At 62.5% G+C, this 24504-nt stretch carries 20 protein-coding genes and 1 pseudogene; 17 read left to right on the top strand and 4 right to left on the bottom strand.

Features of this window, described 5'->3' with window-relative positions; translation table 11 throughout:
- The first annotated feature begins 1 nt into the window (after window position 1).
- The 17 genes and pseudogenes from AB7P10_RS17485 to AB7P10_RS17405 all read left to right on the top strand — a co-directional run.
- Window positions 2–1279, top strand: a complete 1278-nt coding sequence (locus tag AB7P10_RS17485) for an ABC transporter ATP-binding protein (RefSeq protein ID WP_428295135.1) — start codon at window positions 2–4, stop codon at window positions 1277–1279.
- Entirely contained in the window at window positions 1272–2078 is an 807-nt protein-coding gene (locus tag AB7P10_RS17480) for a hypothetical protein (RefSeq protein WP_428295134.1), read from the top strand. The genes AB7P10_RS17485 and AB7P10_RS17480 overlap by 8 nt, the downstream gene beginning before the upstream one ends.
- A 3-nt stretch (window positions 2079–2081) precedes the next feature.
- Window positions 2082–2861, top strand: coding sequence for an FkbM family methyltransferase (locus tag AB7P10_RS17475; protein ID WP_428295133.1), 780 nt, complete (start codon window positions 2082–2084; stop codon window positions 2859–2861).
- Entirely contained in the window at window positions 2858–3637 is a 780-nt protein-coding gene (locus AB7P10_RS17470) for a TylF/MycF/NovP-related O-methyltransferase (protein ID WP_428295132.1), read from the top strand. The genes AB7P10_RS17475 and AB7P10_RS17470 overlap by 4 nt, the downstream gene beginning before the upstream one ends.
- Complete coding sequence (locus AB7P10_RS17465; protein ID WP_428295131.1) at window positions 3634–4728, top strand: methyltransferase domain-containing protein; 1095 nt, start codon at window positions 3634–3636, stop codon at window positions 4726–4728. The genes AB7P10_RS17470 and AB7P10_RS17465 overlap by 4 nt, the downstream gene beginning before the upstream one ends.
- A 1-nt stretch (window position 4729) precedes the next feature.
- Window positions 4730–5590 (top strand): hypothetical protein, encoded by an 861-nt coding sequence (locus tag AB7P10_RS17460; RefSeq protein ID WP_428295130.1) that lies wholly within the window; start codon window positions 4730–4732, stop codon window positions 5588–5590.
- 9 nt (window positions 5591–5599) lie between these two features.
- Window positions 5600–6745: a polysialyltransferase family glycosyltransferase gene (locus tag AB7P10_RS17455; RefSeq protein WP_428295129.1), complete on the top strand. Its 1146-nt coding sequence runs from the start codon at window positions 5600–5602 to the stop codon at window positions 6743–6745.
- Window positions 6711–7460, top strand: coding sequence for a class I SAM-dependent methyltransferase (locus AB7P10_RS17450; protein ID WP_428295128.1), 750 nt, complete (start codon window positions 6711–6713; stop codon window positions 7458–7460). Before AB7P10_RS17455 ends, AB7P10_RS17450 begins: the two co-directional genes overlap by 35 nt.
- A 32-nt stretch (window positions 7461–7492) precedes the next feature.
- On the top strand, window positions 7493–8425 hold the full coding sequence (locus AB7P10_RS17445) for a glycosyltransferase family 2 protein (protein ID WP_428295127.1): 933 nt from the start codon (window positions 7493–7495) through the stop codon (window positions 8423–8425).
- A gap of 22 nt (window positions 8426–8447) precedes the next feature.
- Complete coding sequence (locus AB7P10_RS17440) at window positions 8448–9182, top strand: class I SAM-dependent methyltransferase (protein WP_428295126.1); 735 nt, start codon at window positions 8448–8450, stop codon at window positions 9180–9182.
- A 60-nt stretch (window positions 9183–9242) separates the two neighbouring features.
- Window positions 9243–10424 (top strand): CgeB family protein, encoded by a 1182-nt coding sequence (locus tag AB7P10_RS17435; protein WP_428295125.1) that lies wholly within the window; start codon window positions 9243–9245, stop codon window positions 10422–10424.
- Window positions 10417–11247 carry a glycosyltransferase family 2 protein gene (locus tag AB7P10_RS17430; protein ID WP_428295124.1) on the top strand — a complete coding sequence of 277 codons (831 nt, stop codon included), beginning with the start codon at window positions 10417–10419 and terminating at the stop codon, window positions 11245–11247. Before AB7P10_RS17435 ends, AB7P10_RS17430 begins: the two co-directional genes overlap by 8 nt.
- A gap of 282 nt (window positions 11248–11529) precedes the next feature.
- Window positions 11530–12642, top strand: coding sequence for a glycosyltransferase family 4 protein (locus tag AB7P10_RS17425; RefSeq protein WP_428295123.1), 1113 nt, complete (start codon window positions 11530–11532; stop codon window positions 12640–12642).
- Entirely contained in the window at window positions 12639–13577 is a 939-nt protein-coding gene (locus AB7P10_RS17420) for a UDP-glucose 4-epimerase family protein (protein ID WP_428295122.1), read from the top strand. Before AB7P10_RS17425 ends, AB7P10_RS17420 begins: the two co-directional genes overlap by 4 nt.
- Window positions 13574–14134 (top strand): sugar transferase, encoded by a 561-nt coding sequence (locus AB7P10_RS17415; RefSeq protein ID WP_428295121.1) that lies wholly within the window; start codon window positions 13574–13576, stop codon window positions 14132–14134. The genes AB7P10_RS17420 and AB7P10_RS17415 overlap by 4 nt, the downstream gene beginning before the upstream one ends.
- Before the next feature lie 28 nt (window positions 14135–14162).
- Complete coding sequence (locus AB7P10_RS17410; protein WP_428295120.1) at window positions 14163–16163, top strand: polysaccharide biosynthesis protein; 2001 nt, start codon at window positions 14163–14165, stop codon at window positions 16161–16163.
- Between the two features lie 177 nt (window positions 16164–16340).
- A pseudogene (locus tag AB7P10_RS17405) lies at window positions 16341–16472 on the top strand (IS66 family transposase); the annotation flags it as partial.
- A 198-nt stretch (window positions 16473–16670) separates the two neighbouring features.
- On the opposite strand, the gene AB7P10_RS17400 reads toward AB7P10_RS17405, so the two are convergent.
- The 4 genes from AB7P10_RS17400 to AB7P10_RS17385 all read right to left on the bottom strand — a co-directional run.
- Window positions 16671–19790 carry an efflux RND transporter permease subunit gene (locus tag AB7P10_RS17400; protein ID WP_428295119.1) on the bottom strand — a complete coding sequence of 1040 codons (3120 nt, stop codon included), beginning with the start codon at window positions 19788–19790 and terminating at the stop codon, window positions 16671–16673.
- Window positions 19787–21388, bottom strand: coding sequence for an efflux RND transporter periplasmic adaptor subunit (locus AB7P10_RS17395; RefSeq protein ID WP_428295118.1), 1602 nt, complete (start codon window positions 21386–21388; stop codon window positions 19787–19789). Before AB7P10_RS17395 ends, AB7P10_RS17400 begins: the two co-directional genes overlap by 4 nt.
- Window positions 21385–22659 carry a TolC family protein gene (locus AB7P10_RS17390; RefSeq protein ID WP_428295117.1) on the bottom strand — a complete coding sequence of 425 codons (1275 nt, stop codon included), beginning with the start codon at window positions 22657–22659 and terminating at the stop codon, window positions 21385–21387. Before AB7P10_RS17390 ends, AB7P10_RS17395 begins: the two co-directional genes overlap by 4 nt.
- A gap of 518 nt (window positions 22660–23177) precedes the next feature.
- Window positions 23178–24504 (bottom strand): heavy metal sensor histidine kinase (locus tag AB7P10_RS17385; protein WP_428295116.1); only part of this gene is annotated, 1327 nt, incomplete at its 5' end.

The following is a 24504-nucleotide window of genomic DNA, read 5'->3' as shown; positions in this document are numbered from 1 at the left end:
CATGTCCTTTGCCATCAAGATTGAAGGGCTCGGCAAGCGCTACCTGCTGACCCACCAACACAAGGCGCGCTACCACTCGCTGCGCGATGCGCTGGCCAATGGCGCCCAACGCCTTGTGGGCGCTGCCAAAGGGGCGGTGCTTGGCCAGGCAGCGCCCGCGCGGACCGAGCGTGAGGAGTTCTGGGCGCTCAAGGACATCGACCTGCAAGTTGAACAAGGGGAGCGGCTGGCGATCGTGGGCCGCAACGGGGCGGGAAAATCAACCCTGCTGAAGTTGTTGAGTCGTGTGACCGAGCCCACGCGAGGCCGGGCCATACTGCGTGGCCGCATGGCCAGCCTGCTTGAAGTTGGCACAGGCTTTCACCCGGAGTTGACCGGGCGGGAGAACATTTATCTCAACGGGGCGATCCTGGGCATGGGTCGCCGGGAGATCGACCGAAAGTTTGATGAAATCGTCGCCTTCGCCGATGTCGAGAAGTTCCTGGACACCCCGGTCAAGCGCTACTCCAGCGGCATGTACACGCGTCTTGCCTTTTCGGTGGCAGCCCATCTGGACACCGACATCCTGATCATTGACGAGGTGCTCGCCGTCGGAGACGCCGCCTTCCAGCGCAAATGCCTCGGCAAGATGGAGGACGTAAGCCAGCAGGGGCGCACGCTGCTGTTCGTGAGCCATAACATGGCGGCGGTCGAGACGCTTTGCAACCGCGCGGTGCTGCTCGCGGGAGGCCGGATCGTGGATTCGGGCGACACGCGGCGCATCGTCGAAGCCTATTCACACACCTGGCGGCAAGGCGTGGCCCTGAGTGAACGTCACGACCGCAGTGGCACTGGTCGCGCGAGGATTGAATCCATCTTCTTGGAGAACGACGCGGGGGAGAAAACGCCGAGAATCCCCTCCATGCAGCCATTCAGCTTCAACCTGACCGTTTCGGCGGCACCCGAAGCTGTGGGCAAAAAGGTCGACCTGATCCTGATCGTATGTGACAGCCGTGACACCCGCATGGTGCCGCTGTACACAGAATGGACGCAAAGCAATCTGCGCCTCACGGGCGAACGTCAACACTTCCGCTGCGCCGTACCTGCCGGGTTGCCGCTGATCGCCGACACCTATTGGTTGACTGCGGCCGTACTGATAGGCGGTGTCAGCGAGGACAAATTAGACCGAGCCCTCGAATTTGAGGTCACCCCTTCCGAAGAGTTTGCCGGGGGATTGGTGTTGAATCCTGGCTTCGGTCAGATTCTTGTCAAACAAGATTGGGGATATACACATGCGTGAATCGATCGCGAAGGGCACGCCCGCGCATCCCACATCCAATGCATTGCCAACCGACGGTGAGCAGTTGTTGAAGCTCGGGCGGGCCCACTTCAGGTACGAGCCCTACCCCATCGGAATGATCCGCGATATCTTCGATCCTGATCTGTACGCGCGCCTGGTCGACACGTTTCCCCCCATCGACTTTTTCCGCTTCATGCAAGTCCACGGAGATAAATGGTCACTATCGGAAGTCAACAATCCAGACCTCTACCATAAGTTTCTGCGCTCTAGCGACGAGTGGCATCGGCTTTTCAAAGAAGTGAAAAGTCCAGGCTTCATTGATCAAGTCCTGCGCGCACTGGCCCAATCAAAAATTGAACTTGGCCTGAATGCATCGGGAGCGGTTGGCGTCCTGCGCAAGCTGCGCGACAGCTTGCTGGGCCGGAAGTCCCGCAATGAGCTTCGGGCGCGCTTCGAGTTTTCAATGATGAGCGCTGCGGGCGGCAACATCCTCCCGCACACGGACTCGCCCCAGAAGCACATCACCTTGGTGGTGAGCATGGTCAAGCCTGGGGAGTGGGATCCATCATGGGGTGGCGGGACCGATCTCATGCGCCCGCTGGACCCCAGTGAAAACTTCAACCACCTGAATCGCTATCTGGATTTTGATCAGGTGGAGACGCTGGAAACAATGCCCTACGAGCCCAACCAATGCGTCATTTTCGTCAAGACCTTCAACTCCCTTCATGCTGTCCAGCCGATGAGGGGGCCGCGCGAGGTCATGCGACGAACACTCACCGTCAACATTGAGTCAACCTAAATCATGCTGAGCGCGCCGTACGGAATCTCTTGGATTGACTATCTGCGACTGCGGGTATTCGGCCCCTTTCGAAAGAGCTGCAAGGTTCGCGGCCATGACATTAGCATCGGCGTTCGCTCGTCGCTGGAACTTTGGCGATGCCGGACATACGAAACTAAAGAGCCCGAGACCCTCGACTGGATCGATGGCTTTGGCAAAGATGACGTGCTTTTCGACGTTGGAGCCAACATTGGACTGTATTCACTCTACGCTGGGAAACGGGGCGTTCGCGTTTACAGTTTTGAGCCAGAAGGACAAAACTTCGCGGGCTTGGCAAACAACTGCCTGACCAATGTGCCCGGCGAGATCACGCCTTACTGTATGGCACTCGCCGATCGAGAGCATTTTGATTTGCTCTACGTGACAAGCACCAACCCAGGGGACTCGCAACACAATTTGGGGGCGGAAAACCCGATGTTTCGCCGAGAGTGCAGCGGTACTCAGGGCATTTTTGCCTGCACGATCGACAGGCTGTGCCATGAGCATGGGTTCCCGATTCCTCAGCACATCAAAATTGATGTGGACGGGCTGGAAGACCGAATTCTGGACGGCGCCAAGGCCGTACTGAGCCACCCCGAGTTCCGCTCCTTGCTGATTGAGATCGCCGGCGAGGATGGCGTCGAGCCGGTCGCTATCGGGCGACTCGCATCGCTCGGTCTTCACCCGGTCTCGATGCACTCGCGAGAGTATCGAAATGGCAACATCTGGGCGCGCAACCAGATATTCACCCGCGAGAAGAAATGATCCGTGCTATTCGAGATGGCATCCTGGGTCTCGCCCGATCGATGGGCTTCGAGATCCGACGGATCAACAGCCGTGGCCGCTTTGCAAAGAACATGATGTACGAGGCCGACGCTCGTTATCACGCGCTTCGTGCAAAGGGCCTTGCAGCTACCGCAAGTCCCGACGGCAAGACCAAGAGCATCGAGAAGCAGTACAACACGCTTCAGTTTCTTCGTTTGGTTCGCTCGATGGAAGGCAGCGTTGCCGAATGCGGCACCTTCAAGGGGCTCGGTAGCTTCATGTTCTGTCACACGCTGCGCGAGTCGGACCCCAGCTACGATGGTCGCGACTTCCACATCTTTGATTCCTTCGAGGGCCTGAGCGAACCGAAGGCACAGGACCAAATTCAGGACACTCGCGTGGGCACCACTGGGGTAGCTTACATGGGTGCGGGATCGTTTCATGGCGGCCTCGATCACGTGCGCCAGGCCCTGAGCGAATTCCCCGCCATCGAATACCACAAGGGCTGGATTCCGGAGAGTTTCAAGAACCTGCCAGAGCGCCAGTACAGGTTTGTTCACATTGACGTGGACCTCTATGAACCCACCCGCGATTCGCTGGAGTACTTTTATCCCCGACTCCGCGAAGGTGGCGTCATCGTTTGCGACGACTACGCCCATCTGCAATGGCCCGGAGCCCGAAGGGCACTTGACGAGTACTGCGACCCCAAAGGCATCACGGTCCTTTGCCTGACGACGGGGCAAGGCGTGATCATCAAACGAAGCCGCCAATCGTGAACGCCACGCCCGATCAAACTTTGCTGTCTCGTCGATTCGCGCGGGACGCAGGCCCCGCCGTCAGACTGGGGGCCGTTCAACACGCGATCAGGACAACAGTCGCCAACAAGCTGTCCGGTGACGGCTACCGGATGCTCTCGGACAGTTGCGCCTGCTGCGGACAGTCCGGCACAGACGTGCCTGTCTCATCGATCGATCGCTACGGGCTGCCTCTGGAAACCGTGTTGTGTTCGCGCTGCGGCACCCTGCGCGCGAACCCGTATCCCGATGATGACGGGCTTGCCGATTTCTACACGCACCACTACCAACAGATGTACGCCCGATCTGATGACCGGGTGGCCTACTTTGCCAAACAGCGGGGGTATGGGCAACGCGTTCTGGAGGCAGTCAAGGGCTGGCTGCCTGAGGGCGCATTTGTGTTTGAGGCGGGCTGCGGCGCGGGCGGCGCCCTGGATGTCCTGCGTGAAGGTGGGTACCAGGTTAGCGGCTGTGACTACAGCCAGGAACTGGTTGACCATGGTCGCACTCAAGGACTTTCCCTTCACTGGGGGCCTCCGCTGGCCGCACTGAAATCACTTCCTGCTCCCTCGTTGATCTACATGCACCACGTGTTCGAGCACGTCAGGGACCCACTGAGACAGCTCGAGGGTCTGCGCGACGCGTTGGCACCGGGTGGCAAAGTGCTGATCATCGTGCCGGATGTGAGCCGCATCAGCGAGTTCCCGTTTCCGGCCGGTGATCTGCGGCTGTTCCTGCACATTGCGCACCGCTTCAACTTTTCGCTCGCCGGGTTCAGGATGCTGGCGGCCCGCGCGGGCCTCGAGGTCGAGAGCCTGGAACAGCGCGACGCGAACCAGAGCCCGGAGTTCTGGGCGGTGCTCACCCGCCGGCAGGGGCCAGAGTCGGCACCTGAAGACCTCAATGCGGGTCGCGCCATGCTTGACTACCTCCGCCGCACCGAACGGCGCTGGCGCCTGCACCTCACGCGCGGGCAGTTGCTGGTACTGCGCCAGCGCATCCGCAGCAAGCTCAAGCGCATCCTGGGCAGGCGTGACAAGCCGCCGGTGACAACACCAACCGATGCATCTTGATATGGGATCCACGTCCAGCGCACCGGTCACCGTCTTCATCAGCTCGGGTGAGGCCAGCCTTCTTGAGCGGAAGGTGCTGATGTACTCGCTGCGCCGAAACTCCCAACGAGACTTGGACATTCGTGTTTTCAACGGCACGCACAACACGATCGAGCGCGAGGGCCATGCACCCGAACCCGCGACCATGTCGCTCAAGGTCAAGTACCAGAACGTCACCGAGTTCAGCAACTACCGCTTCCTGGTCCCAGCGGCTTGCGGGCATCGGGGGCGGGCGATCTCCATGGACTCTGACATGATTGCGTTGGGGGACATTGGCGAACTGTTCGACGCCGAGATGGGTGACAGGCAACTTCTGGCCAAGCCTGCGGCGTATGGCAATCAGGCAGACGAGCAGTGGGGGCTGAGTGTCATGCTGATCGACTGCAATCAAACTAGGTTTGCGCTTGACCAGTATTTCGACGAAATCGAAGCCGGGCTCTACAACTACACCGATCTGCACCAGATGCGCCCGAGCTTCCTGGCTCATCATCCGTTCAAGATCGGACGCATCGACCCGCAATGGAACGAGTTCGACCGCTGCGACAAGGACACGCGTCTGATCCATTACACGAACCTCTATACCCAGCCATGGAAGTTCCGCAGCCATCCGTACGGCGATCTCTGGTTTGAATACTTCGACGAAGCAAGGAAGGCCGGCTACGTCACAGATCGCGACATTGAGCTCACGCTTGTTCGTGCTTATGCGCGAAAGGACTTGCTTGAGGGGAACCGCTGGACACTTGCCTCGTACCTTCGTCGGATGGGCAGCGACTTCAAGTCGGAATTGCGTTGCCTCCGGGTTGCGCGTGCCCAGCGTGGCTAGTCAGGCACGATGGAGCGCCTTGTGGTTTGCCAGGGAACCGCGCAGTTGGTAACTGCGGTAGCGGCGCTTCGTGAGCACGCAAAGCGGGCAAGCACCGAATCGAATGGACCACCATCGCGGGATCATCTGCTGATCTGCGGTCTGGCCGTTTCCCCGGGCCAGATCGACGAGTTTGCGCTTGTCATAGAACGCATGGCTGCCCTGGTGCATTCATTTGCTTCAGTTAGCAGGATGGGCGACCGCGTGCTGGAGCAGTTGATCAATGCCGCGGAGCGCGGCGCTGGTGCACGCGAAGTCGCTGACCTGCTGCAGAAGGTCACAGGCGTGACAAAGGTGGGCGAAGTGTTCACCGTCCGCGACTGGCAAGCGTGCAATGAGCTCGCGCTCGGCGCCTACCCCGAGGCCACCCACATTTGCTACGGCGACAGCGTAGGCGTCTACTTGCCGCGCGGGTTCATGTCCCCCCGGCGCTCCCCTTGGTCGCGCGTCGCGGCACGATTACGCCGATGGCGTCAATCGAAGCAGGACCTTCTGGCCAATCCGCGGGTGGACATCAACTACCTTTTGTTGCCTGGTGCCTTTGGTATGCCACCGGGTGGCGAAGTGGTTCGAACGCAGGCCACCACACTACGCGATCTGTTCGGCTCCCTCGCCCCGTTGCTCGATGGCGCTGCCCTGGAGGGTATTCGCCAGAAGACCGCTGGTCGCCCGGTGTGGGTGCTGCTGGGGAGCAACTTTTCGGAGCAGGGGCTGATGACGCCAGAGGCAGAAGCATCCGCCTACCGTGACTGGATAGGCAGCTTGCATCCCGAGCCCGGGTCGGTGCTGCTGATAAAGTCACACCCTCGCGACCATCAGAGCAAGCGGACGCTTCTGGAGAAGCAGCTTCTCGGGCTCTTCGACGAGGTGTGGTGTGCCGATGCGGTCGGCAGTGCCTACCTGCCAGTTGAGGTGCTGTTGCTTGAGCTGGCATCGGTCGTGGGCAGTCTGCGTTGTCTGACCGTCAGCACCGCCTGCCTTGGCACCCGGTTCGTTGTCGAAAGCAAGACAGACATCGGTTTGGGTGATGCTCTGGTGTTGAAATACATGGTGCCGGATCGACAGGAGCAGCGTATGCAACATGAACGCGACCTGCGACGACTGTGTGCTGTTTGAATGGATGGAAGTGGTGTCTGACATGAATATGAAAACCGTACTGAAGGACACGCTGCCGCCAGTGCTGCTGCGGGGGTTGAAGCAAATCAAACGGCGCGTGCAAGCCAATTCGAGGGCGGGCGCAAAGGCTGGATCCCAGGAGCTCGACATTTATTGGGATCCTGCGATGGCAGCGGCCCTCGAGACTTGGGGCGTAGGCAACGCATGGAACGAGATACAGCTCTTACTGCTCAATGCGCGGGGCACGGTCCTGGACATAGCCTGCGGTACTGGAAAAGTCATCAGCTTGCTGCAAGACTTGAAGGATATTGAAGTTCACGGCTGTGACATCTCGGACTTTCTGTTGACCAAGGCCACCGAACGCGGCATTGCCAAAGAACGTCTTACCTGTTGCGATGCGACAGCATTGCCGTATCCCGCTGGGCACTTTGACTTCGCCTATTCGATCGGCTCGCTGGAGCACTTCACAGAAGAGGGAATTCATGCCTTCCTCCAAGAGTGCAGGAAAGTCGTGACCAAACGCAGCTTCCACATGATTCCTGTTTCTAGGTCGCAGAAGAACGAGGGTTGGATCAGTCCATGGCAGAGCTACTTCAACAACTCGACCGACTGGTGGGTAGCCAATTGTAGAAAAACCTTCTCCAGGGTCACGGTCCTTGACTCGGCCTGGCAGGATGAAGTCTCGACCGGGAAGTGGCTGATTTGTGAAGATTAAACTGCACATGCCCGGATCGCCGAGGGATCCGAATGCCGATTTTCCTTGGCCTCACAGTGCGTCAAGCCATGCCTAAAAAAAAGTTCGATGCCGCACGGCGGCATCATGAGGTGCGCAGGTCGTTCACTGTCGTCACGCCGAACTACAACATGGCTGGTCATCTCGGCCCTACGATTGAATCCGTGCTACAAAACCTCGGGCCGGGTGATGAATACTTCATCATTGACGGAGGCTCTACGGACAGCAGCACCGAGGTAATTCGAGCGCACGAGCACAGGCTGAGCGGATGGGTTAGTGAGCCCGATGCAGGATACGCGGACGCAGTCGCCAAAGGATTTCGCATGGCCCGAGGAGATTACCTTTGCTGGGTGAACTCTGGCGATCTCCTGCTGGATGGGGCGCTGGAGAAGGCGCGCAACTCGCTTCAGCGTACCGGTGCAGATCTGATCTTTGGCGATGACTTGCTGATTGATGAACAAGGCAACGTCATCCAAGTAACGAACGGGCACGCCTCTGATTTGAGAGCGATGATGTTGTACGCAGGCTGGACTCCTTTGCAGGAGTCCTGCTTCTGGACACGGGCCCTGTACGAGAAGGTGGGCGGAATCGATCCTGCCGTCAAGTACGCGGCCGACTACGACTTCTTCCTCAGAACCAGCCTGATTGGACGCTGCGAGTACTGTCCGGCGATATTTGGTGCATTCCGCAGGCACGACGGGCAACTGTCAATGGCCAAAACGGCTCAATATAGGGCAGAGCGCGAGGAGTGCCGAACGCGCGAGCTAGATGCACTGCCCTCTAACGCACTCTTGCCGCTAATCAATTTCTACCACTGGTTCAAGGTCCGCTGGCGGGTGAGGGTGCATGCCAGAAAACGGGACATGGATCATCTACGGGGCAAGGCAGTAGGCGACGTGGTTTGCCAGGACACCGGCAACGGACACGGGGTAGCGCGTGGCGATTAAGCAGTTGGTCAGGAATCTTGTGATGATGGCCATCCACCCGCGCCCCCTAATCGGCCTGGCCTACCTGCCAAGGTTCTTCCGCCACTGGGTGAGGTTCAACAAGTTGCACCAAGGGGACCGCCTGAAGGTCGCCGACGCATACCCCAACCTGTACGATTGGGTGGCTTCCACGCCTTTCGATCCCCATTATTTCTACCAAGCGGCCTGGCTCGCGCGCCAACTGGCCGGCACTCCTCCTGTCAGACACCTTGACATTGGCTCTGACGTAAAACTGATTGCCACGCTGTCAGCATTCGTGCCGACTGAGTTCATGGATTTTCGTCCGCTCGACGCGGCGCTGACCGGGCTTGAGTGCACGCGCGGCGACATTTTGGCGTTGCCGATGGAGGACGACTCCGTCAAGTCGGTTTCTTGCCTCCACGTGGTGGAACACATCGGGCTGGGGCGGTATGGTGATCCAATCGACCCCGAGGGAAGCCGCAAGGCAATTGCCGAACTGCAGCGCGTGCTTGCTCCCGGAGGACGCCTCTTCCTCTCGGTGCCAGTTGGAAGGGAGCGGATTTGTTTCAATGCACATCGAGTATTCGCGACGAAGACCATCCTCGCGCTTTTGGGAAAGCTAAGCCTAGTCTCTTTCTCGTTGGTGGATGATGCCGGTCGCTACTGGCCAGACTGCTCAACGGACCGCGCGAACGACCAGGATTACGGCTGTGGAATGTTTGTGCTAGAGAAGCCACGCAACCATCAATCGCCCTGATGCTTCCAGGGCAGCCCGAGTCGAGACCCCAAACACCAAGGCCCTGCAACTGGTTGTGCGATGAAGATCTTGTGCGCTTTTGGCCAGTACAACTATGGCGACGTCAAGCGCGGGGAGAGTCCGGAATTTTCGGCATTCTTACCCGCTCTCAGAAACCTCGGCCATGAGGTCAGGCTCGTCGAGACCTGGAACAGGCGGGCCTATCTGGATCTGGCTTCGTTGAACAGAGCGTTGCTGGACGCCGTCGAAGACTTTCGGCCCGATGTTCTATTGTCGGTGCAGATGAACTATGAGATCTGGTTGGAAACGCTTGAACTGATCCGGGCACGCGGTGATGTGATCACGCTGTCGTGGGCGACAGACGATTCATGGAAGTATCGCGAGGTTTCCCGATTCATCGCCGGCTCCTATGACGCGATGGCCACCACCTATGACCATGTGGTGCCTCGATACAGGTCCGATGGATTCGATCACGTCTTGGCCACCCAATGGGCCGCCATTTCAGACCACCTGCAGGAGCCCCTCCCCGCCCAGAATTGCCGGTATCCCGTCAGCTTCATTGGAACGTCACATGGATCGCGGATCCAACGGGTAGAGGCACTTCGAGCCCGAGGCATCAAGGTAGTGTGTTTTGGGCATGGGTGGCCGAATGGGCCGGTTGCGGCCGAAGATATGCCTCGAATCATTCGGGAGTCCTGCATCAGCTTGAACTTTGCCAACTCCCAAGGAGAGAACCAGATCAAGGCACGGCTATTCGAGGTGCCTGGGGCCGGTGGCTTCCTTCTCACCGAGCCAGCGCGATCACTGGAGAAGTACTACCGCGCAGACCAGGAGATCGCCGTCTTCGCCGATCTCGACGACCTCGTCGCCAAGATCAACCACTACCTCGCGCACCCTCAAGAGAGAGACAGGATCGCTCAAGCGGGCTTCCAGCGCACAAGGCAGGAGCACACCTACGAACACCGCTTCATTCAACTTCTGCGTTTTGCTCGGACCAGCGCGCCTGCGCGTTCGCATGCGAGGTCTGCAATGCCTTTCCAAGAGGCTGCAGTGCGACACAGGCTAACACCTCCTCTCAGGCTCCTGAGAAACATTCTGATGCGGCTTGGCGGTCTCGTCTTTGGAAAGGAGAAAGGGGCCAAAGCCGCCCGCAGATTGGTGTACGAGCTCAGTTGGCGATTGGTCGGTCGTCACACGTTCACCGCCAGTGGGTGGCCCGGCAGAATGTTCCCGCATGACTGATGCCACTGCGCCCGTTAGCGTCATCATCCCGTGCTTCCTTTGTAGGGAGACGATAGAACGCGCATTGCTTTCGGTGCTGCAGCAAACCATGCAACCCAGCGAAGTCCTGCTGGTGGATGACGCAAGCCCGGACGATGGCGCTACCGTTCGAGAATTGCAGACACTGGCTGACCTGCATGGAAGTTCGGTACCGATCCGGGTTGTGCAGTGTGCCCAAAATGGCGGGCCGGGAAACGCGCGAAACCGCGGCTGGGCGCTTTCAAATCAACCCTTCATCGCCTTCCTGGATTCGGACGACGCGTGGCTACCGAAAAAAATTGAAACCCAGTACACGTGGATGCGTGACCATCCAGAAGTTTTTTTGACATGCCATCGCCATGGCTTCGCCGATGGAAACGCTTCAGCCCTAGATGCGTCCACTGTGCAGCCGGGCACCATCACGGCCCGACCGGTTGATGGGAAATCGCTGCTCTACTCGAACGCAATTGCTACCCGAACAGTTATGCTGCGACGTGACGTGCCGCATCGGTTTAAAGAGGGAAAACGATATGCGGAAGATTTTCTGCTCTGGCTCGAGCTGGTCCTAGGAGGTATTCGTGCCGCCAAGCTTGATTCACTGCTTGCAGTGGCTTTCAAGGGAGACTTTGGCGCGGGTGGGTTGAGCGCAAACTTGGTGTGCATGGAGTTCGGCGAACTCGACTGCTATCGACAGTTGTACAAGGCTGAGTTGATTGGTTTGGGGACGTTTTTGAGCTGTTCGATCTTTTCGCTGGTCAAGTTTCTTCGCCGTGTGCTGGTGGTCCGCTTTCGCGAGATCCTATGATTTCTGGCTACCAAACAATCAAGAACCGACCTGTCGGGCCGGCAAGCGTATTTCACCCCGGCACCAAGGCGACCTGGCTCCGTTGTTCGCGGCCCGGTACCGACGAAACCGCAACCGGAACCTCACCCGGGCGGATCCACTCAGGGCACACGACACCATGATCAAGTGGACCGTGCCAATTCCACCCATCGATCGCGAGGCTTCATGACATCAGGGTGGAAGTCATCGGGCCAGAGAGACTCCTCTTCAATGTTGGCGGACATAGCTGAACGACCCAAGGTCTTGTACTTCATTTCAGTTGACTGGTTTTTTTGCTCACACTTCCTGGGGCGAGCGGTGGCGGCAAGAAATGCGGGCTACGAGGTAGTGGTGCTGACCCACGTTGACCAGCACCGGGAAATGATCGAGGCGGCCGGCTTCAAGCTCATTCCCCTGAGGATGGACCGCCGCAGTATGAGCCTCTACGCGAACTGGCTCACGTTCAAGCAGGTGCTTCGGGCGTACCGTGATGAAAAACCTTCGCTAGTGCACCAGATTGCGCTCAAGCCTGTGTTGCTGGGTGGAGTTGCAGCGCGGCTTTGCGGCATTCGACGCGTCGTCAATGCCATCGTTGGCGGAGGCTATGCGTTGACCTCCGGGTCCTTCAGGATGCGCGTCTTTCGTCCGATTCTGCAACTGGCTCTCCGGTTGCTGCTGAACCCAGAGGGCAGCAAAGTCGTCTTTGAAAACACCGATGACGTCGAGGAGTTCGTGCGGACGAAGCAAGTGGACCCCGCAGCTGCGGTGCTCATCAAGGGTTCTGGAGTGGACCCGACACTGTACGCTACGGACGTCTGCAAGGTAGATCCTCCCATCGTCCTGCTGGGTGCCCGTCTGCTTTGGGACAAAGGTATCGGTGAGTTTGTCGAAGCGGCGAACTTGCTTCGTGCGCGCGGCATCAATGCTCGATTTGTCATTGCAGGTGACGCGGACCCAGGAAACCGGGCATGCATTGACCCCCAGACACTTGAATATTGGCGGGCAGCGGGCGTGGTTGAGTTCTGGGGATTCCGTAAGGACATGCCGGACGTACTGTTGCGCTCTACTGTCGCTTGCCTGCCGTCATACCGCGAGGGGCTTCCAAGGTTCTTGCTGGAAGCCATGGCGGCTGGCCTGCCTTGTGTCGCAACAAATGTTCCCGGATGCCGCGGCGCTGTCAAGGATGGAGACAATGGTCTGCTGGTGCCGGCGCGCGACGCTGCGGCGTTAGCAGATGCACTTCAAGAGCTTCTGATTGATCCGTCGCTTCGAAAACGCATGGGCAGCCGCGGGAGAGATCGCATTGCAGATGAGTTTTCGTCAGCGCTGATCGAGAGTCAGACGTTGGGCCTCTATCAACAGATGTACGCCCGATGAAGATCCTTGTCACCGGCGCCAACGGCTTTGTGGGAGGCGCCACCGTTGCTGCCTTGACCAGCCGGGGACGCGTGACCGTTGCCACCACCCGACGTCGCGCCGAGAATTCGATCGGTATCGGATCCATAGATCGCCATACGGACTGGTCGTTTGCGCTGACTGGCTGTGACACCGTCGTCCACACGGCGGCACGTGTGCATCTGCTTCACGACAGGGTCCCGGATCGACTTTCTGCCTTTCGCGCGGTCAACGTTGAGGGGACACTTCAACTCGCCCGCCACGCACTTCAAGCGGGTGTGCGGCGTCTGATCTTCCTCAGCTCGGTCAAGGTGAATGGCGAGGGTACACAGCCCAACAGAGCGTTCCATGGGAACGATCCGCCCACCCCGCTTGACCCCTACGGCATCTCCAAGCACGAAGCGGAAATCGGACTGCGTGAGATTGCCACCGCTACTGGGATGCAGGTCGTCATCGTACGCCCGCCCCTTGTGTATGGCCCCGGCGTCAAGGCCAACTTTGCTGCCATGATGCGCGCCGTGCAACGCGGGCTGCCCCTGCCCCTAGCTTCGGTGACGCACAATCGCCGCAGCCTGGTCGCGCTGGACAACCTCGTAGACCTGCTCATCACCTGCATCGACCACCCGGCCGCAGCCAACCAGACTTTTCTGGTGAGTGACGGCGAAGACCTGTCCACCGCCGATCTGCTGCGCCGCATGGGACACGCCATGGGCAAGCCCGCGCGCCTGCTGCCGGTGCCGCCGGCCCTGCTGACACTGGGCGCCGCCATGATCGGCAAACGCGACGTGGCCCAGCGCCTGCTCGGCAGCCTGCAGGTCGACATTGCCCACACGCGCGACACGCTGGGCTGGACGCCGCCGATCGGCGTGGACGAAGGGCTGCGCCGCGCGGCCGCTGGCATGGTGGCGCGACCATGAAGCGCCTGTTCGACCTGCTGCTCGCGCTGTGCGCGGGCGCTGTGCTGCTGCTGCCCGTCATCCTCGCGGCGCTGGCCGTGAAGCTCACCTCTCCGGGCCCGGCCCTCTACTGGAGCGACCGTGTCGGCCGCCACAACCGCATCTTCCGCATGCCCAAGTTCCGCAGCATGCGCACCGACACGCCGGCCGTGGCCACGCACTTGCTGAGCGATCCGGCGAAGTACCTCACCCCCATTGGCCCCTTCCTGCGCAAGAGCAGCCTGGACGAGTTGCCACAGCTCTGGAGCATCCTCAAGGGTGACATGAGCTTCGTCGGACCACGCCCCGCGCTGTTCAATCAGGATGACCTGATCGCCCTGCGCACCGAACAGGGCGTGCACGAACTGACACCCGGGCTGACCGGCTGGGCGCAGGTGAACGGGCGCGACGAGCTGCCGATCCCGCAGAAGGTGGCGCTGGATGCAGAATACCTGCGGCGCCGCAGCCTGTGGTTTGACGTGCGCATTCTCTGGATGACATTCGTGAAAGTGCTGCGCCGTGACGGCGTGGCCCACTAAAAAGAAAACAAACTTGGGACAGGGGCACATGGACAACAAGGATCGTCGAGGCGCGACCGCATCCACGCTGCTGCACATGCCGCGGACGGCCAAGCGGCTCTTCGCTGTTGCCGTCGACATCGCGCTCTGCGCGCTGACTGTCTGGCTGGCGCTGTGCCTGCGGCTGGAGCACTGGGTGCGGCTCACGCCCATGCATTGGTGGGCGATCGCTGGCTCGGTGCTGATCGCATTGCCGCTCTTCATCCGCTTCGGTCTGTACCGCGCCATCTTCCGCTACGCCGGCTGGAATGCCATGGTCAATCTGGCGCAGGCGATGGTGCTGTACAGCCTCTTCTATGCCACCGTGTTCACCGTGGTCAGCGTCCCTGGAGTGCCGCGCACGGTGGGCGTGATCCAGCCCCTGCTGCTGCTGGTCGCGGTCGGTTTCAGTCGCGTGGTGGTGCGCTACTGGCTGGGCGGGCTGTACCGCACGCTGCTGCAACGCCAGCACCTGCCGGGCATCCTGATATATGGTGCGGGATTGGCGGGGCGGCAGCTCGCCGCCGCGCTAGCGCGAGGTAGCGAACACCGGCTGCTCGGCTTTGTAGACGACGACGACCAGCTTCAAGGCAACAGCCTGGACGGTCGCATGGTGCACGACCCGGCGGAGCTCGTGCGACTCATTCACGAACTGGGTGTGACCGACATCCTGCTCGCGCTGCCTTCGGTCTCGCGCCAGCGGCGCCTGGAGATTCTGGACAACCTGCGCCATCTGCCGGTGCATGTGCGCACCCTGCCAGGCATGTCGGACCTGGCGTCCGGCCGCGTCACGCTGAGCGATGTGCGCGAACTCGACATCGAGGATCTGCTGGGCCGCGACCCGGTCACGCCCGATGAAACACTGCTCAACCGCCTGATCCAGGGCAAAGTGGTGGTCGTCACGGGCGCTGGCGGCAGCATCGGCAGCGAACTGTGCCGCCAGATTGCGGCCTGCCAGCCGCACACCCTGCTGCTGGTGGAAAACAGCGAGTTCGCGCTTTACCAGATCCATCGCGAGTTGCTCGCGTTGTGGAGTGCTCAGGTCGAACCACCAGAGCACAGTGAGCGCGCCGGCGCTCCCACCGCACCAGCGATGCGCCTGGTCCCCCTGCTCGCTTCGGTGCAGGACGAGGCCCGCATGGATCAGATCATGCAGACGTGGCGGCCGCACACGGTCTACCATGCCGCCGCGTACAAGCACGTGCCCCTGGTGGAGCACAACCCGGTGCAGGGTCTGCGCAACAACGTCTGGGGCACGTGGATCACCGCGCAGGCGGCGCTGAACGCGGGCGTGGCGAACTTCGTCCTCGTCAGCACCGACAAGGCCGTGCGCCCCACCAACGTCATGGGCGCGAGCAAGCGCCTGGCCGAGATGGTGTTGCAGTCGCTCGCCGAGACAGCTCCCGACGGCGGCACCATCTTTGCGATGGTGCGCTTTGGCAACGTGCTGGGCTCCAGCGGCTCGGTGGTGCCACTGTTTCGCGAACAGATCCGCAACGGCGGGCCCATCACCCTCACGCACCCGGACATCACCCGCTATTTCATGACCATCCCGGAGGCCGCGCAGCTCGTAATCCAGGCCGGCGCCATGGCGCAGGGCGGCGACGTGTTCGTGCTCGACATGGGCGAGCCGGTGCGCATCATCGATCTCGCCCGGCGCATGGTCGAGCTCTCGGGCCTGGCGGTGAAGGAAGATCTGGGCGCTGATGGCGACATCGAGATCCAGATCACCGGGCTGCGGCCCGGCGAAAAGCTGTACGAGGAACTGCTGATCGGTGACAACCCTCAGCCCACGCAACACGCGCGCATCATGAAGGCGCTGGAGGACAGCCTGCCCTGGGACGAGCTGCGGACCGTGCTGAAGGCGCTGGACGAAGCCATGATCCGCAACGATGTGGCCAGCATGCGCGCCATCCTGCAGGCGTGTGTGCAAGGCTACCAGCCCGCAGGTGAACTCGTGGACTGGGTGCACTCCTCGCCCGGCAACAACCTTGAATCCTTGCCCGCCTGAGAGCAGCGTAAGACGCAAAAAAAAGCCGCCTTGAGAGGCGAGCCGTTCAATTAAAGTGTTGAACTAAACATTGCATTCGATTGACTGATGTAAGGGCTGCAGCCATGCAGCCCTTTTTTTGTTTGCGCTACTCAAATTGCGGGAAGGTCAGGCTCATCGTAGGCGTCCGTTCATCCCCACCTGCCGCTGTACCGCCCGGAAGCGATCTTCAGCCGAGCTGGCCTCGCCATCTCCCACTCCTCCCTGGCGCAATGGGTGGGCTCCTGTGGCGTGCAGTTGCAGCCGGCACCGACTGGCTTGGTGTCAGGGGTGAACTCAGGCATCCGCAACGCCCAACTTTTGAGCAGCAGCCCGCAGATCATGCTGGCCGTGGCCTGCGGGCGTTGTCCACTTGGTTATCCACAGGTTAGAGCACAGTCCCTGTGGGTAACGAACGGAAAATACCCACTCGACTCAGTGGGACGTGTTGTAAGGCCGTCATCAGCGTTCGCTCGCCACTCACCTGATTCAGCGCGGCCTCCGCATCAACCGGTAGACCACAGGCACCACCAGCAGCGACAGCAAAGGCGCGCTGATCATCCCGCCGATCATGGGCGCTGCAATGCGCTGCATCACCTCGCTGCCGGTGCCCATGCCCCAGAACAGCGGCAGCAACCCGGCCACGATGGTGGCCACCGTCATGGCCTTGGGCCGCACCCGCAGCACTGCGCCCTCCCGGATCGCCTCCAGCAACGACAGTTCGTCCGTGCGCCCGGCGTCCAGCCGTTCCTGCCACGCCTGCTTGAGGTAGATCAGCATGATCACGCCGAACTCGGCCGCCACGCCGGCCAGCGCAATGAAGCCCACCACGCTGGCCACCGACAGGTTGTGCCCGAGCAGCCAGAGGAACCACACCCCACCCACCAGCGCGAACGGCAGCGTGGCCATGATAAGCAAGGCTTCGTCGAAGCGGCGGAAGATCAAATAGAGGAGCACGAAGATGATCAGCAGCGTGACTGGCACCACCAGCTTCAGCTTGGCCGTGGCGCGCTCCAGAAACTCGAACTGCCCCGACCACGACACCGAGTACCCCGCGGGCAGCACCACCCGCTCGGTCACCGCGCGCTGCATGTCCAGCACCGCGCCGCGCAGGTCGCGCCCGCGGATGTCCACGTACACAAAGCCGGCCAGGCGCGCGTTTTCGCTGCGCAGCATGGGCGGCCCTTCGTTGATGCGCAGGTCGGCCACGTCGGACAACACCAGCCGCTGGCCGCCCGGCGCCACGATGGGCAGCGCGCGCAGCTCCGGCAGCGAATCGCGCAGCTCGCGCGGGTAGCGCAGGTTGATCGGGAAACGCTGCAAGCCCTCCACCGTCTCGCCGATGTTCATGCCGCCCACGCTGCCGGCAATGATGTCCTGCACATCGGCGATGTTGAGGCCGTAGCGCGCGGCGTCCGCACGGCGGATGTCCACGTCGATGTAGCGCCCGCCCGTGAGGCGCTCGGCCAGCGCGCTGCTCACACCAGGCACGTTCTTCACTGCTTTTTCTATCTCGCCGGTGAGGCGGTCGATGGTGGCGAGGTCGGGCCCCGCCACCTTCACACCCACAGGACTCTTGATGCCGGTGGCCAACATGTCGATGCGGTTGCGGATGGGTGGCACCCAGATGTTGGAGAGGCCCGGCACGCGCACGGTGCGGTCGAGCTCCTCGATCAGCGCCTCGGGCGTGAGGCCGGCGCGCCATTCGTTGCGCGGTTTGAACTGGATCGTGGTCTCGAACATCTCCAGCGGCGCCGGGTCGGTGGCGGTCTCGGCGCGTCCGGCCTTGCCGTACACGCTCTGCACCTCCGGAATGGTCTTGATCAGGCGGTCGGTCTGCTGCAACAGCTCGGCCGCCTTGGCGGCAGACAGGCCAGGCAGCGCCGTGGGCATGTAGAGCAGGTCACCTTCGTCCAGCGGCGGCATGAACTCGCTGCCCAGCTGGCGCAGCGGCCAGAGGCTGGCCACCAGCACCAGCGCCGCGACCCCCAGCGTGAGCTTCGGCGCCTTGAGCACCGCGTCCAGCACCGGGCGGTACAGCGCGATGAGTGCGCGGTTCAGCGGGTTGGCGGTCTCGGCCGGGATGCGCCCGCGGATCAAGTAACCCATGAGCACCGGGATCAGCGTGACCGCCAGACCGGCCGAGGCCGCCATGGCGTAGGTCTTGGTGAAGGCCAGCGGCGCGAACAGCCGGCCCTCTTGCGCCTCCAGCGTGAACACCGGGATGAAGCTCAGCGTGATGATGAGCAGCGAGAAGAACAGCGCCGGCCCGACCTCGGCCGCAGCGTCGCCGATCACGCGCCAGCGCGGTTCGCCCTGCAGCGTTTCGCCCGGGTGCTGGTGCGCCCAGCGCTCCAGGTGCTTGTGGGCGTTTTCGATCATCACGATGGCCGCGTCCACCATAGCGCCGATGGCAATGGCGATGCCCCCCAGAGACATCACGTTGGCGTTGATGCCCTGCTGCTGCATCACGATGAAAGCCATCAGCACACCCAGCGGCAGCGAGATGCTGGCCACCAGCGCGCTGCGCAGGTGAAACAGAAACGCCAGGCACACCAGCGCCACCACGATGAACTCCTCCAGCAGCTTCTCGCCGAGGTTTTTCACCGCGCGCTCGATCAGGCCCGAGCGGTCGTACACCGGCACGATCTCCACACCCGCCGGCAGGCTGCGCTGCAGCTCGGCCAGGCGCGTCTTCACCGCTTCGATGGTCTGCAGCGCGTTCTTGCCCGAGCGCATCACCACCACGCCGCCCACGGCCTCGCCCTCGCCGTTGAGCTCACCGATGCCGCGCCGCATCTCCGGCCCGGTCTGCACCCGCGCCACATCGCCCAGGCGCACCGACACACCGGCGCTGTTGGTGATGAGCGGGATGGCGCGGAAGTCATCGAGTGTTTTCAGGTAGCCGTTCGCGCGCACCGCGTACTCGGCCTCGCCCAGCTCCAGCACCGAGCCCCCGGCCTCCTGGTTGCCGCGCGCCACCGTCTCGGCCACCATGGCCTGCGTCACGCGGTAGGCGGCCATCTTGTCGGGGTCGAGCACGATCTGGTACTGCTTGACCATGCCGCCCACGCTGGCGACCTCGGCCACATCGGGCACGGTCTTGAGCTCGAAGCGCACGAACCAGTCTTGCAGGGCGCGCAGCTGCGCCACGTCCTGCCCGCCGGTGCGATCAATCAGCGCGTACTGGTAGATCCAGCCCACGCCCGTGGCGTCGGGCCCGATCGATGAGGTGGCCCCGCGCGGCAGGCGCGCCTGCACCTGGTTGAGGTACTCCAGCACACGCGAGCGCGCCCAGTACGGGTCCACCGCGTCTTCAAACAGCACGTACACAAAGCTGTCGCCGAACATCGAGAAGCCGCGCACAGCGCGAGCGCCCGGCACCGAGAGCATGGTGGTGGTCAGCGGGTAGGTGACCTGGTTCTCCACGATCTGCGGCGCCTGCCCGGGCCAGGTGGTGCGGATGATCACCTGCGTATCAGACAGGTCGGGCAAAGCGTCCAGAGGCGTTCGCTGCAGGGCCACCACGCCCCAGGCGCTCAGCAGCGCGGTGGCCAGCAGCACGAGGAAGCGGTTGGCGATGCTCCAGCGGATCAGGCCGGCGATCATTTGCCGGGCTCCGGTGCAACGCGCTGCAGGCTGGTGATGCGCGGCACCTCGCCCTCCTGCATCTCAAACTCGATCTGCAGGCGGTCACCGGCTTCCAGGTCGCGCGGCTGCTGTGCGCGCGGTGGCAGCTTGAAGTCCATCTGCATCTGCGGCCATTTCAGTGCGGGTATGGGCGGGTGCGTAAGCGTGACCGTATCGCCGCTGAGCGCATCGATCACCGCGTCGGTGGTGTAACGCTGAGCTGTGGGCGAAGGCTCCTGGTTGAGACGTGCTTCGAGCCCACGCAGGCTGGCTTCGGAGTCGATCAAAAACTGACCCGAGAGCACCACGCGCTGACCCATTTGCAGGCCGGCGCTGATCTCGGTCTGACCACCCACCTCCAGACCCGCAGTCACCTCCACCGGGCGGAAGCGCCCGCCGTCTTCCGCCACCATCACCACACTGCGCCGCCCGGTGTGGATCACCGCGTCGCTGGGCACCAGCAGGGTGGTCGCGGCCTGCGGGCGGTCCAGCCGCATGCTCACCAGCATGCCGGGCACCAGCCGCCCCTGCGGGTTGGCCAGCTCGACCCGTGCGCGGATGGTGCGTGTGACCGCGTCCACCTCGGGCAGCAAGGTCTGCACCTGGCCCTCGAACGTCTGGCCGGGCGCGCCGGGGCTGGTGGTGCGCACGCGCGCGCCTGGCTGCAGCAGCGCGGCCTGGCTTTCGGGCACCGCCCCCTCGGCCCACACCGTGCGCGTGCCTTGCAGGCGCATCAGCGCCATGCCCGGCATCGCGGTGGCGCCTTCGCGCACCATGAGTTCGCTCACGATGCCGGCGATGGGCGCGGTCAGCGTGAAGCGGGGCTGCACCACGCCCGAGCTCACCACGCGCTGGATGTGCGCAGGGCTCATGCCGGCCTGGCGCATGCGCTGGCGCGCGGCGTCCTGCAGCGCGTCGGTGCCTTCGCCACTCAGTCGCGCCAGCGCCAGGTACTCCTCTTGCGCGGCCACCCAGTCGGGCACGTACAGCTCGGCCAGAGCCGCACCGGCCGCCACGCGATCGAGTGCCGCTTTCACATGCAGCTTCTCCACATAACCCATGGCACGCGAACTCAGCTCCACCCGCTCGCGCTCGTTCCAGGCCACGTTGCCCACGGCGGTCACTTCCGACACCAGTGAGCCTTCGATCACCGGCGCCGTGCGCAGCCCCAGGTTCTGCTGGATGCGCGGGCTCACCGTGACGCTGCTGGCGTCCGCCGCGTCACTGCCGGCGTAGCGCGGCACCAGCATCATGTCCATGAACGGCGACTTGGCCGGTGCCTCGAAGTTCTTGCCCGGCACCATGGGGTCGTGGTAGTTCAGGATTTGCCGGCCCGTGGCCGGGTCCACGTCCCCCGCCTTGAGCGATTCGCGGATGTGCCGGCGTGTGGCTTCTTCGCCTTGCGGGATGGTCCACAACGAAGGGTCGGCGCTGGCGTCGGTGCTGCTCACCTGGGCTTCATTGGCGCTCATGGTGTGGCCCATGCCCTGCTGCATGCCGACCCACCAGGCGCCAGCGCCCACGGCAACGAGCGCGGTCACCGCAGCGAGTGCGACGATGGATGCTTTTTTGTTCATGGCTTCACTCCAGTGGCGCTGTCGGGGATGAGGTATTCGAGTTGGGCCCACAGGCCTGCGGTGTCGCGCTCCAGCGCGAGGCGTTCGAGCGCGAGGTTCAGTGCGTCGCGGCGCGCCTGCAGCACCGGGCCCAGGCTCTCGCGCCCGCCCCGGTAGGCGGCGAGCGTCACGTCAACGCGCTGTGTGACCAGCGGCTGGCGCTGCTCGTCCAGGTGGGCCAGCCGGTCCAGCCCGGCGCGCCAGTCGTGCTGCCAGCGTCGCACCTGCAGCGCCCGCTCGCGGGTCTGCTCCTCGCGTTCGGCCTCCAGCTCGTTCACGCGGGCCAAACGCGCGGCGAGCTCGCGTTGCTGACGCTGCGGCTTGTCCCACTGCAGTGGCACTGAAACGCCGATCGACACCATGTTGGAGAACGCCGAACCGCGCTGGCTGAACATGATTTCTACGCTCCAGTCGGGATTGAGCTCCTGGCGGGCCACTTCGGCCTCGGCCCGGGCCACGGCTTCGCGAGCCTGCAATGCGGCCAGATCGGGGAGGGAGTGCAATCGGTCCGCTTCACCCATCGCTGCGATGGTCTGCCGCATCGGCGGTGGATCGGCCAGCGGCAGGTCGGGTGGCCCGCCGGTGAAGCGCGCCAGCGTCAGGCGTGCGTTGGCGCGGTCGGCCTTCGCGCCGATCAAGCCCTGCTCCAGCTGCGCCAGCGCCTCTCGCGCGCCCAGCGCGTCGGCTGCGGAGCCGCGCCCACCGCGGAGCGCAGCCTCGGTGGTTTGCACCAGAACGCGTGCCTCGGCGATCTGCGCCTGCAGCAACAACCAACGCTGTTCCTGCATGCGGCGCTCGAGCCAGGCTTGCGCCACCTCGGTTTGCAACAGGGCCACCCGCTGGGCGCGGTCGCTGAGCGCTGCCTCGGCTTCACGCTCGTAGCGTTCGCCCCGCGCGCGACGCTTGTCCGCATTGGGTAGCATTTGCATGAGTGCGACGGAGCGCATGGTCATGAAGTCGCGCGTGGTGCTGAAGCGCTCAGGCCCATCCACCGGCAGGTTGTCCAGGGAGAGGCGCAGCACCGGGTCGGGTCGCTGTGCAGCCGCCACCGCCATCTCGCGTGCGCCTTGCGCGGCGGCGGTTGATGCGTCGAGGCTGCGCGAACGGGCCAGGGCTGCGCTCACCGCAGCGCCCAGGCTCAGAGGTTCATCGGCGGCAGCGGGTGTGATCACCGCGAGCAGGCCAGCGAGGGCCAGCACGGCGCGCACAAGAAAAAGCGAAGGGTGTTCCATGTCTGAGTTCCTGAGCAGGCACGTCCGGGCGCAATGGCCCTGGCAACGTGCGACAGCAGCACCACCGGCAGATGGGCTGCACTGTGCGGGGAATCAGAAGGAAGTGGGGGGGCGCCAGAGGCGCGTGGTCGCGCCTGGAGGAAGGCTGCGCCAGGCTGGCGCCAGAGGGTCCTGGGTGACCGGGGTCTGGGCCACGAGGGATGGGAAAGATGGCAGGCCTGCAGCGGGCGCGACGCAGCTCTGAACGCTCTTGCAAGGCTGGCCCGTGCGCTCGAAGGTGGCCATGTCGTTGCAGCAGTCTTTCATGGCCTCGGCCAAGGTGTCTGCCGTCTCGCCGGCTTCATCCGCCATGGCCATCATGTCCTGCATAGGGCATGGTGACGCAGGAACCTGCCACGCCGCGAACCCCTGCAGGGGCAGCAGTAGACACAGGACGAGAATGAGCATACGACGCATGGACAGATTTTAGGGCGCGCAGGCCGATCGCGTTTTCCAGGAAGGCCTTGGTTCGTAGTCGCTCAGTACGGTGCGTTCGCGGTCGTCTGGGGCGGGTTGCTGGTGACGCGAAGAGACCGGAGTATCCGAGGACCCGGAAACTGCAAGCAAAACCGCGTCGTTCCTGCTGCCGATGAGACGTAGGCGCCACCGCCGTGAGCCAGCATGATGGCTTTGGTGATGGCCAGACCCAAGCCCGCGCCATCGGAAGATGGGTGCGCACGTGCCTTGTCCACGCGATAGAACCGGTCAAACAGGCGCGGCAGGTCGACAGCATCAACCGGGTCACCGGTATTCGTGACACACAGGTTGGTGCCATCCCCCTGAGGCTCGACGGTCAGCGTAACCTCGGTGCGAGGGTGCGCGTGCCGCAAGGCGTTAGACAGCAAGTTGCTGATAGCTCGCCGAATCATCAGGCGATCACCCACCACAATTCCCGCTCCTACCACCTGAAGACGAAGCTGTTTGTCTTCAGCCACCGCATCGTAGAAATCCAGAAGACTCATCACTTCGTCTTCCAGCGCGACATCTTCACGGTTCGGAAGCTGGATGCCGTGGTCCGTCTTGGCCAGAAACAGCATGTCGGACACCATGCGCGCCAGGCGCTGGAACTCCTCGGCGTTGGAGGCGAGGATGTCGCGGTAGGTTTCTGGATCACGGTGCTGCGACAGCGACACCTGGGTCTGTGTCAGCAGGTTGCTGATGGGGGTACGCAGCTCATGCGCGATGTCGCTGGAGAATTCCATGAGCTTCGCAAAATCCTGTTGCAGCCGCTCCAGCATGGCGTTGAGGCTGTGGGCCAGCTCCGCCATCTCCACGGGCACGGCGTCGATCGGCATGCGCTCGTCGAGCTTATGAGCCGTGACCTTGAGCGCGCGCTCCTTCATGGTCCTGAGTGGGGCTAAACCGCTGCGGGCCGCCCACCACCCCAGCAGACCACTGAGCAAGGTGGCCAGCACCACGTACACCGCCAACTGCTGGCGCAGCATCTGCATGAAGTGGGTGTGGTGCTGCGTGTCCAACGCGAGTGTGAGGCGCATGCTCTGCACTGCACCTGTCACTCTACCGGGCAACTGCGTTGTCGAAATCTCTGTGCTCATGCCTCGCAATTGCCGCTCACCATCGGTCCAGTCCATGGGCTGATCTGCGGCGTTTTGCGCAGCGAGTTCCACTGGAAATGTGATGCCGCCTTTTCCAAACAGCTGTACGTCACCGCGCGTAATTGAGATGAAAAGGCCTTGATGGCTGTTGAGCGATTCATCCAGCTTGGCCGCGAGTTCGGCTGGCTCTGGCGTTTCATCAACGATCTTCTCGATGAGCTGCACCTTGTCCAGCAGGTAGTCGCGGTCA

The organism is Hydrogenophaga sp. (assembly GCF_050182545.1).
Taxonomy (GTDB): Bacteria; Pseudomonadota; Gammaproteobacteria; order Burkholderiales; family Burkholderiaceae_C; genus Hydrogenophaga.
Note: the sequence above shows the minus strand (reverse complement) of the source record. Positions and strands in the feature narration are given on the sequence as shown.

What these genes read in the sequence shown, in the direction of transcription:
- AB7P10_RS17460 (WP_428295130.1), top strand. Translation starts at nt 4,730, where the DNA reads ATGGGATCCACGTCCAGCGCACCGGTCACCGTCTTCATCAGCTCGGGT.
- AB7P10_RS17435 (WP_428295125.1), top strand. Translation starts at nt 9,243, where the DNA reads ATGAAGATCTTGTGCGCTTTTGGCCAGTACAACTATGGCGACGTCAAG.
- AB7P10_RS17390 (WP_428295117.1), bottom strand. Translation starts at nt 22,659, where the DNA reads ATGGAACACCCTTCGCTTTTTCTTGTGCGCGCCGTGCTGGCCCTCGCT.
- AB7P10_RS17400 (WP_428295119.1), bottom strand. Translation starts at nt 19,790, where the DNA reads ATGATCGCCGGCCTGATCCGCTGGAGCATCGCCAACCGCTTCCTCGTG.
- AB7P10_RS17440 (WP_428295126.1), top strand. Translation starts at nt 8,448, where the DNA reads ATGATGGCCATCCACCCGCGCCCCCTAATCGGCCTGGCCTACCTGCCA.
- AB7P10_RS17485 (WP_428295135.1), top strand. Translation starts at nt 2, where the DNA reads ATGTCCTTTGCCATCAAGATTGAAGGGCTCGGCAAGCGCTACCTGCTG.
- AB7P10_RS17395 (WP_428295118.1), bottom strand. Translation starts at nt 21,388, where the DNA reads ATGAACAAAAAAGCATCCATCGTCGCACTCGCTGCGGTGACCGCGCTC.
- AB7P10_RS17410 (WP_428295120.1), top strand. Translation starts at nt 14,163, where the DNA reads ATGGACAACAAGGATCGTCGAGGCGCGACCGCATCCACGCTGCTGCAC.
- AB7P10_RS17445 (WP_428295127.1), top strand. Translation starts at nt 7,493, where the DNA reads ATGCCGATTTTCCTTGGCCTCACAGTGCGTCAAGCCATGCCTAAAAAA.
- AB7P10_RS17450 (WP_428295128.1), top strand. Translation starts at nt 6,711, where the DNA reads ATGAACGCGACCTGCGACGACTGTGTGCTGTTTGAATGGATGGAAGTG.
- AB7P10_RS17420 (WP_428295122.1), top strand. Translation starts at nt 12,639, where the DNA reads ATGAAGATCCTTGTCACCGGCGCCAACGGCTTTGTGGGAGGCGCCACC.
- AB7P10_RS17430 (WP_428295124.1), top strand. Translation starts at nt 10,417, where the DNA reads ATGACTGATGCCACTGCGCCCGTTAGCGTCATCATCCCGTGCTTCCTT.
- AB7P10_RS17480 (WP_428295134.1), top strand. Translation starts at nt 1,272, where the DNA reads ATGCGTGAATCGATCGCGAAGGGCACGCCCGCGCATCCCACATCCAAT.
- AB7P10_RS17470 (WP_428295132.1), top strand. Translation starts at nt 2,858, where the DNA reads ATGATCCGTGCTATTCGAGATGGCATCCTGGGTCTCGCCCGATCGATG.
- AB7P10_RS17415 (WP_428295121.1), top strand. Translation starts at nt 13,574, where the DNA reads ATGAAGCGCCTGTTCGACCTGCTGCTCGCGCTGTGCGCGGGCGCTGTG.
- AB7P10_RS17475 (WP_428295133.1), top strand. Translation starts at nt 2,082, where the DNA reads ATGCTGAGCGCGCCGTACGGAATCTCTTGGATTGACTATCTGCGACTG.
- AB7P10_RS17455 (WP_428295129.1), top strand. Translation starts at nt 5,600, where the DNA reads ATGGAGCGCCTTGTGGTTTGCCAGGGAACCGCGCAGTTGGTAACTGCG.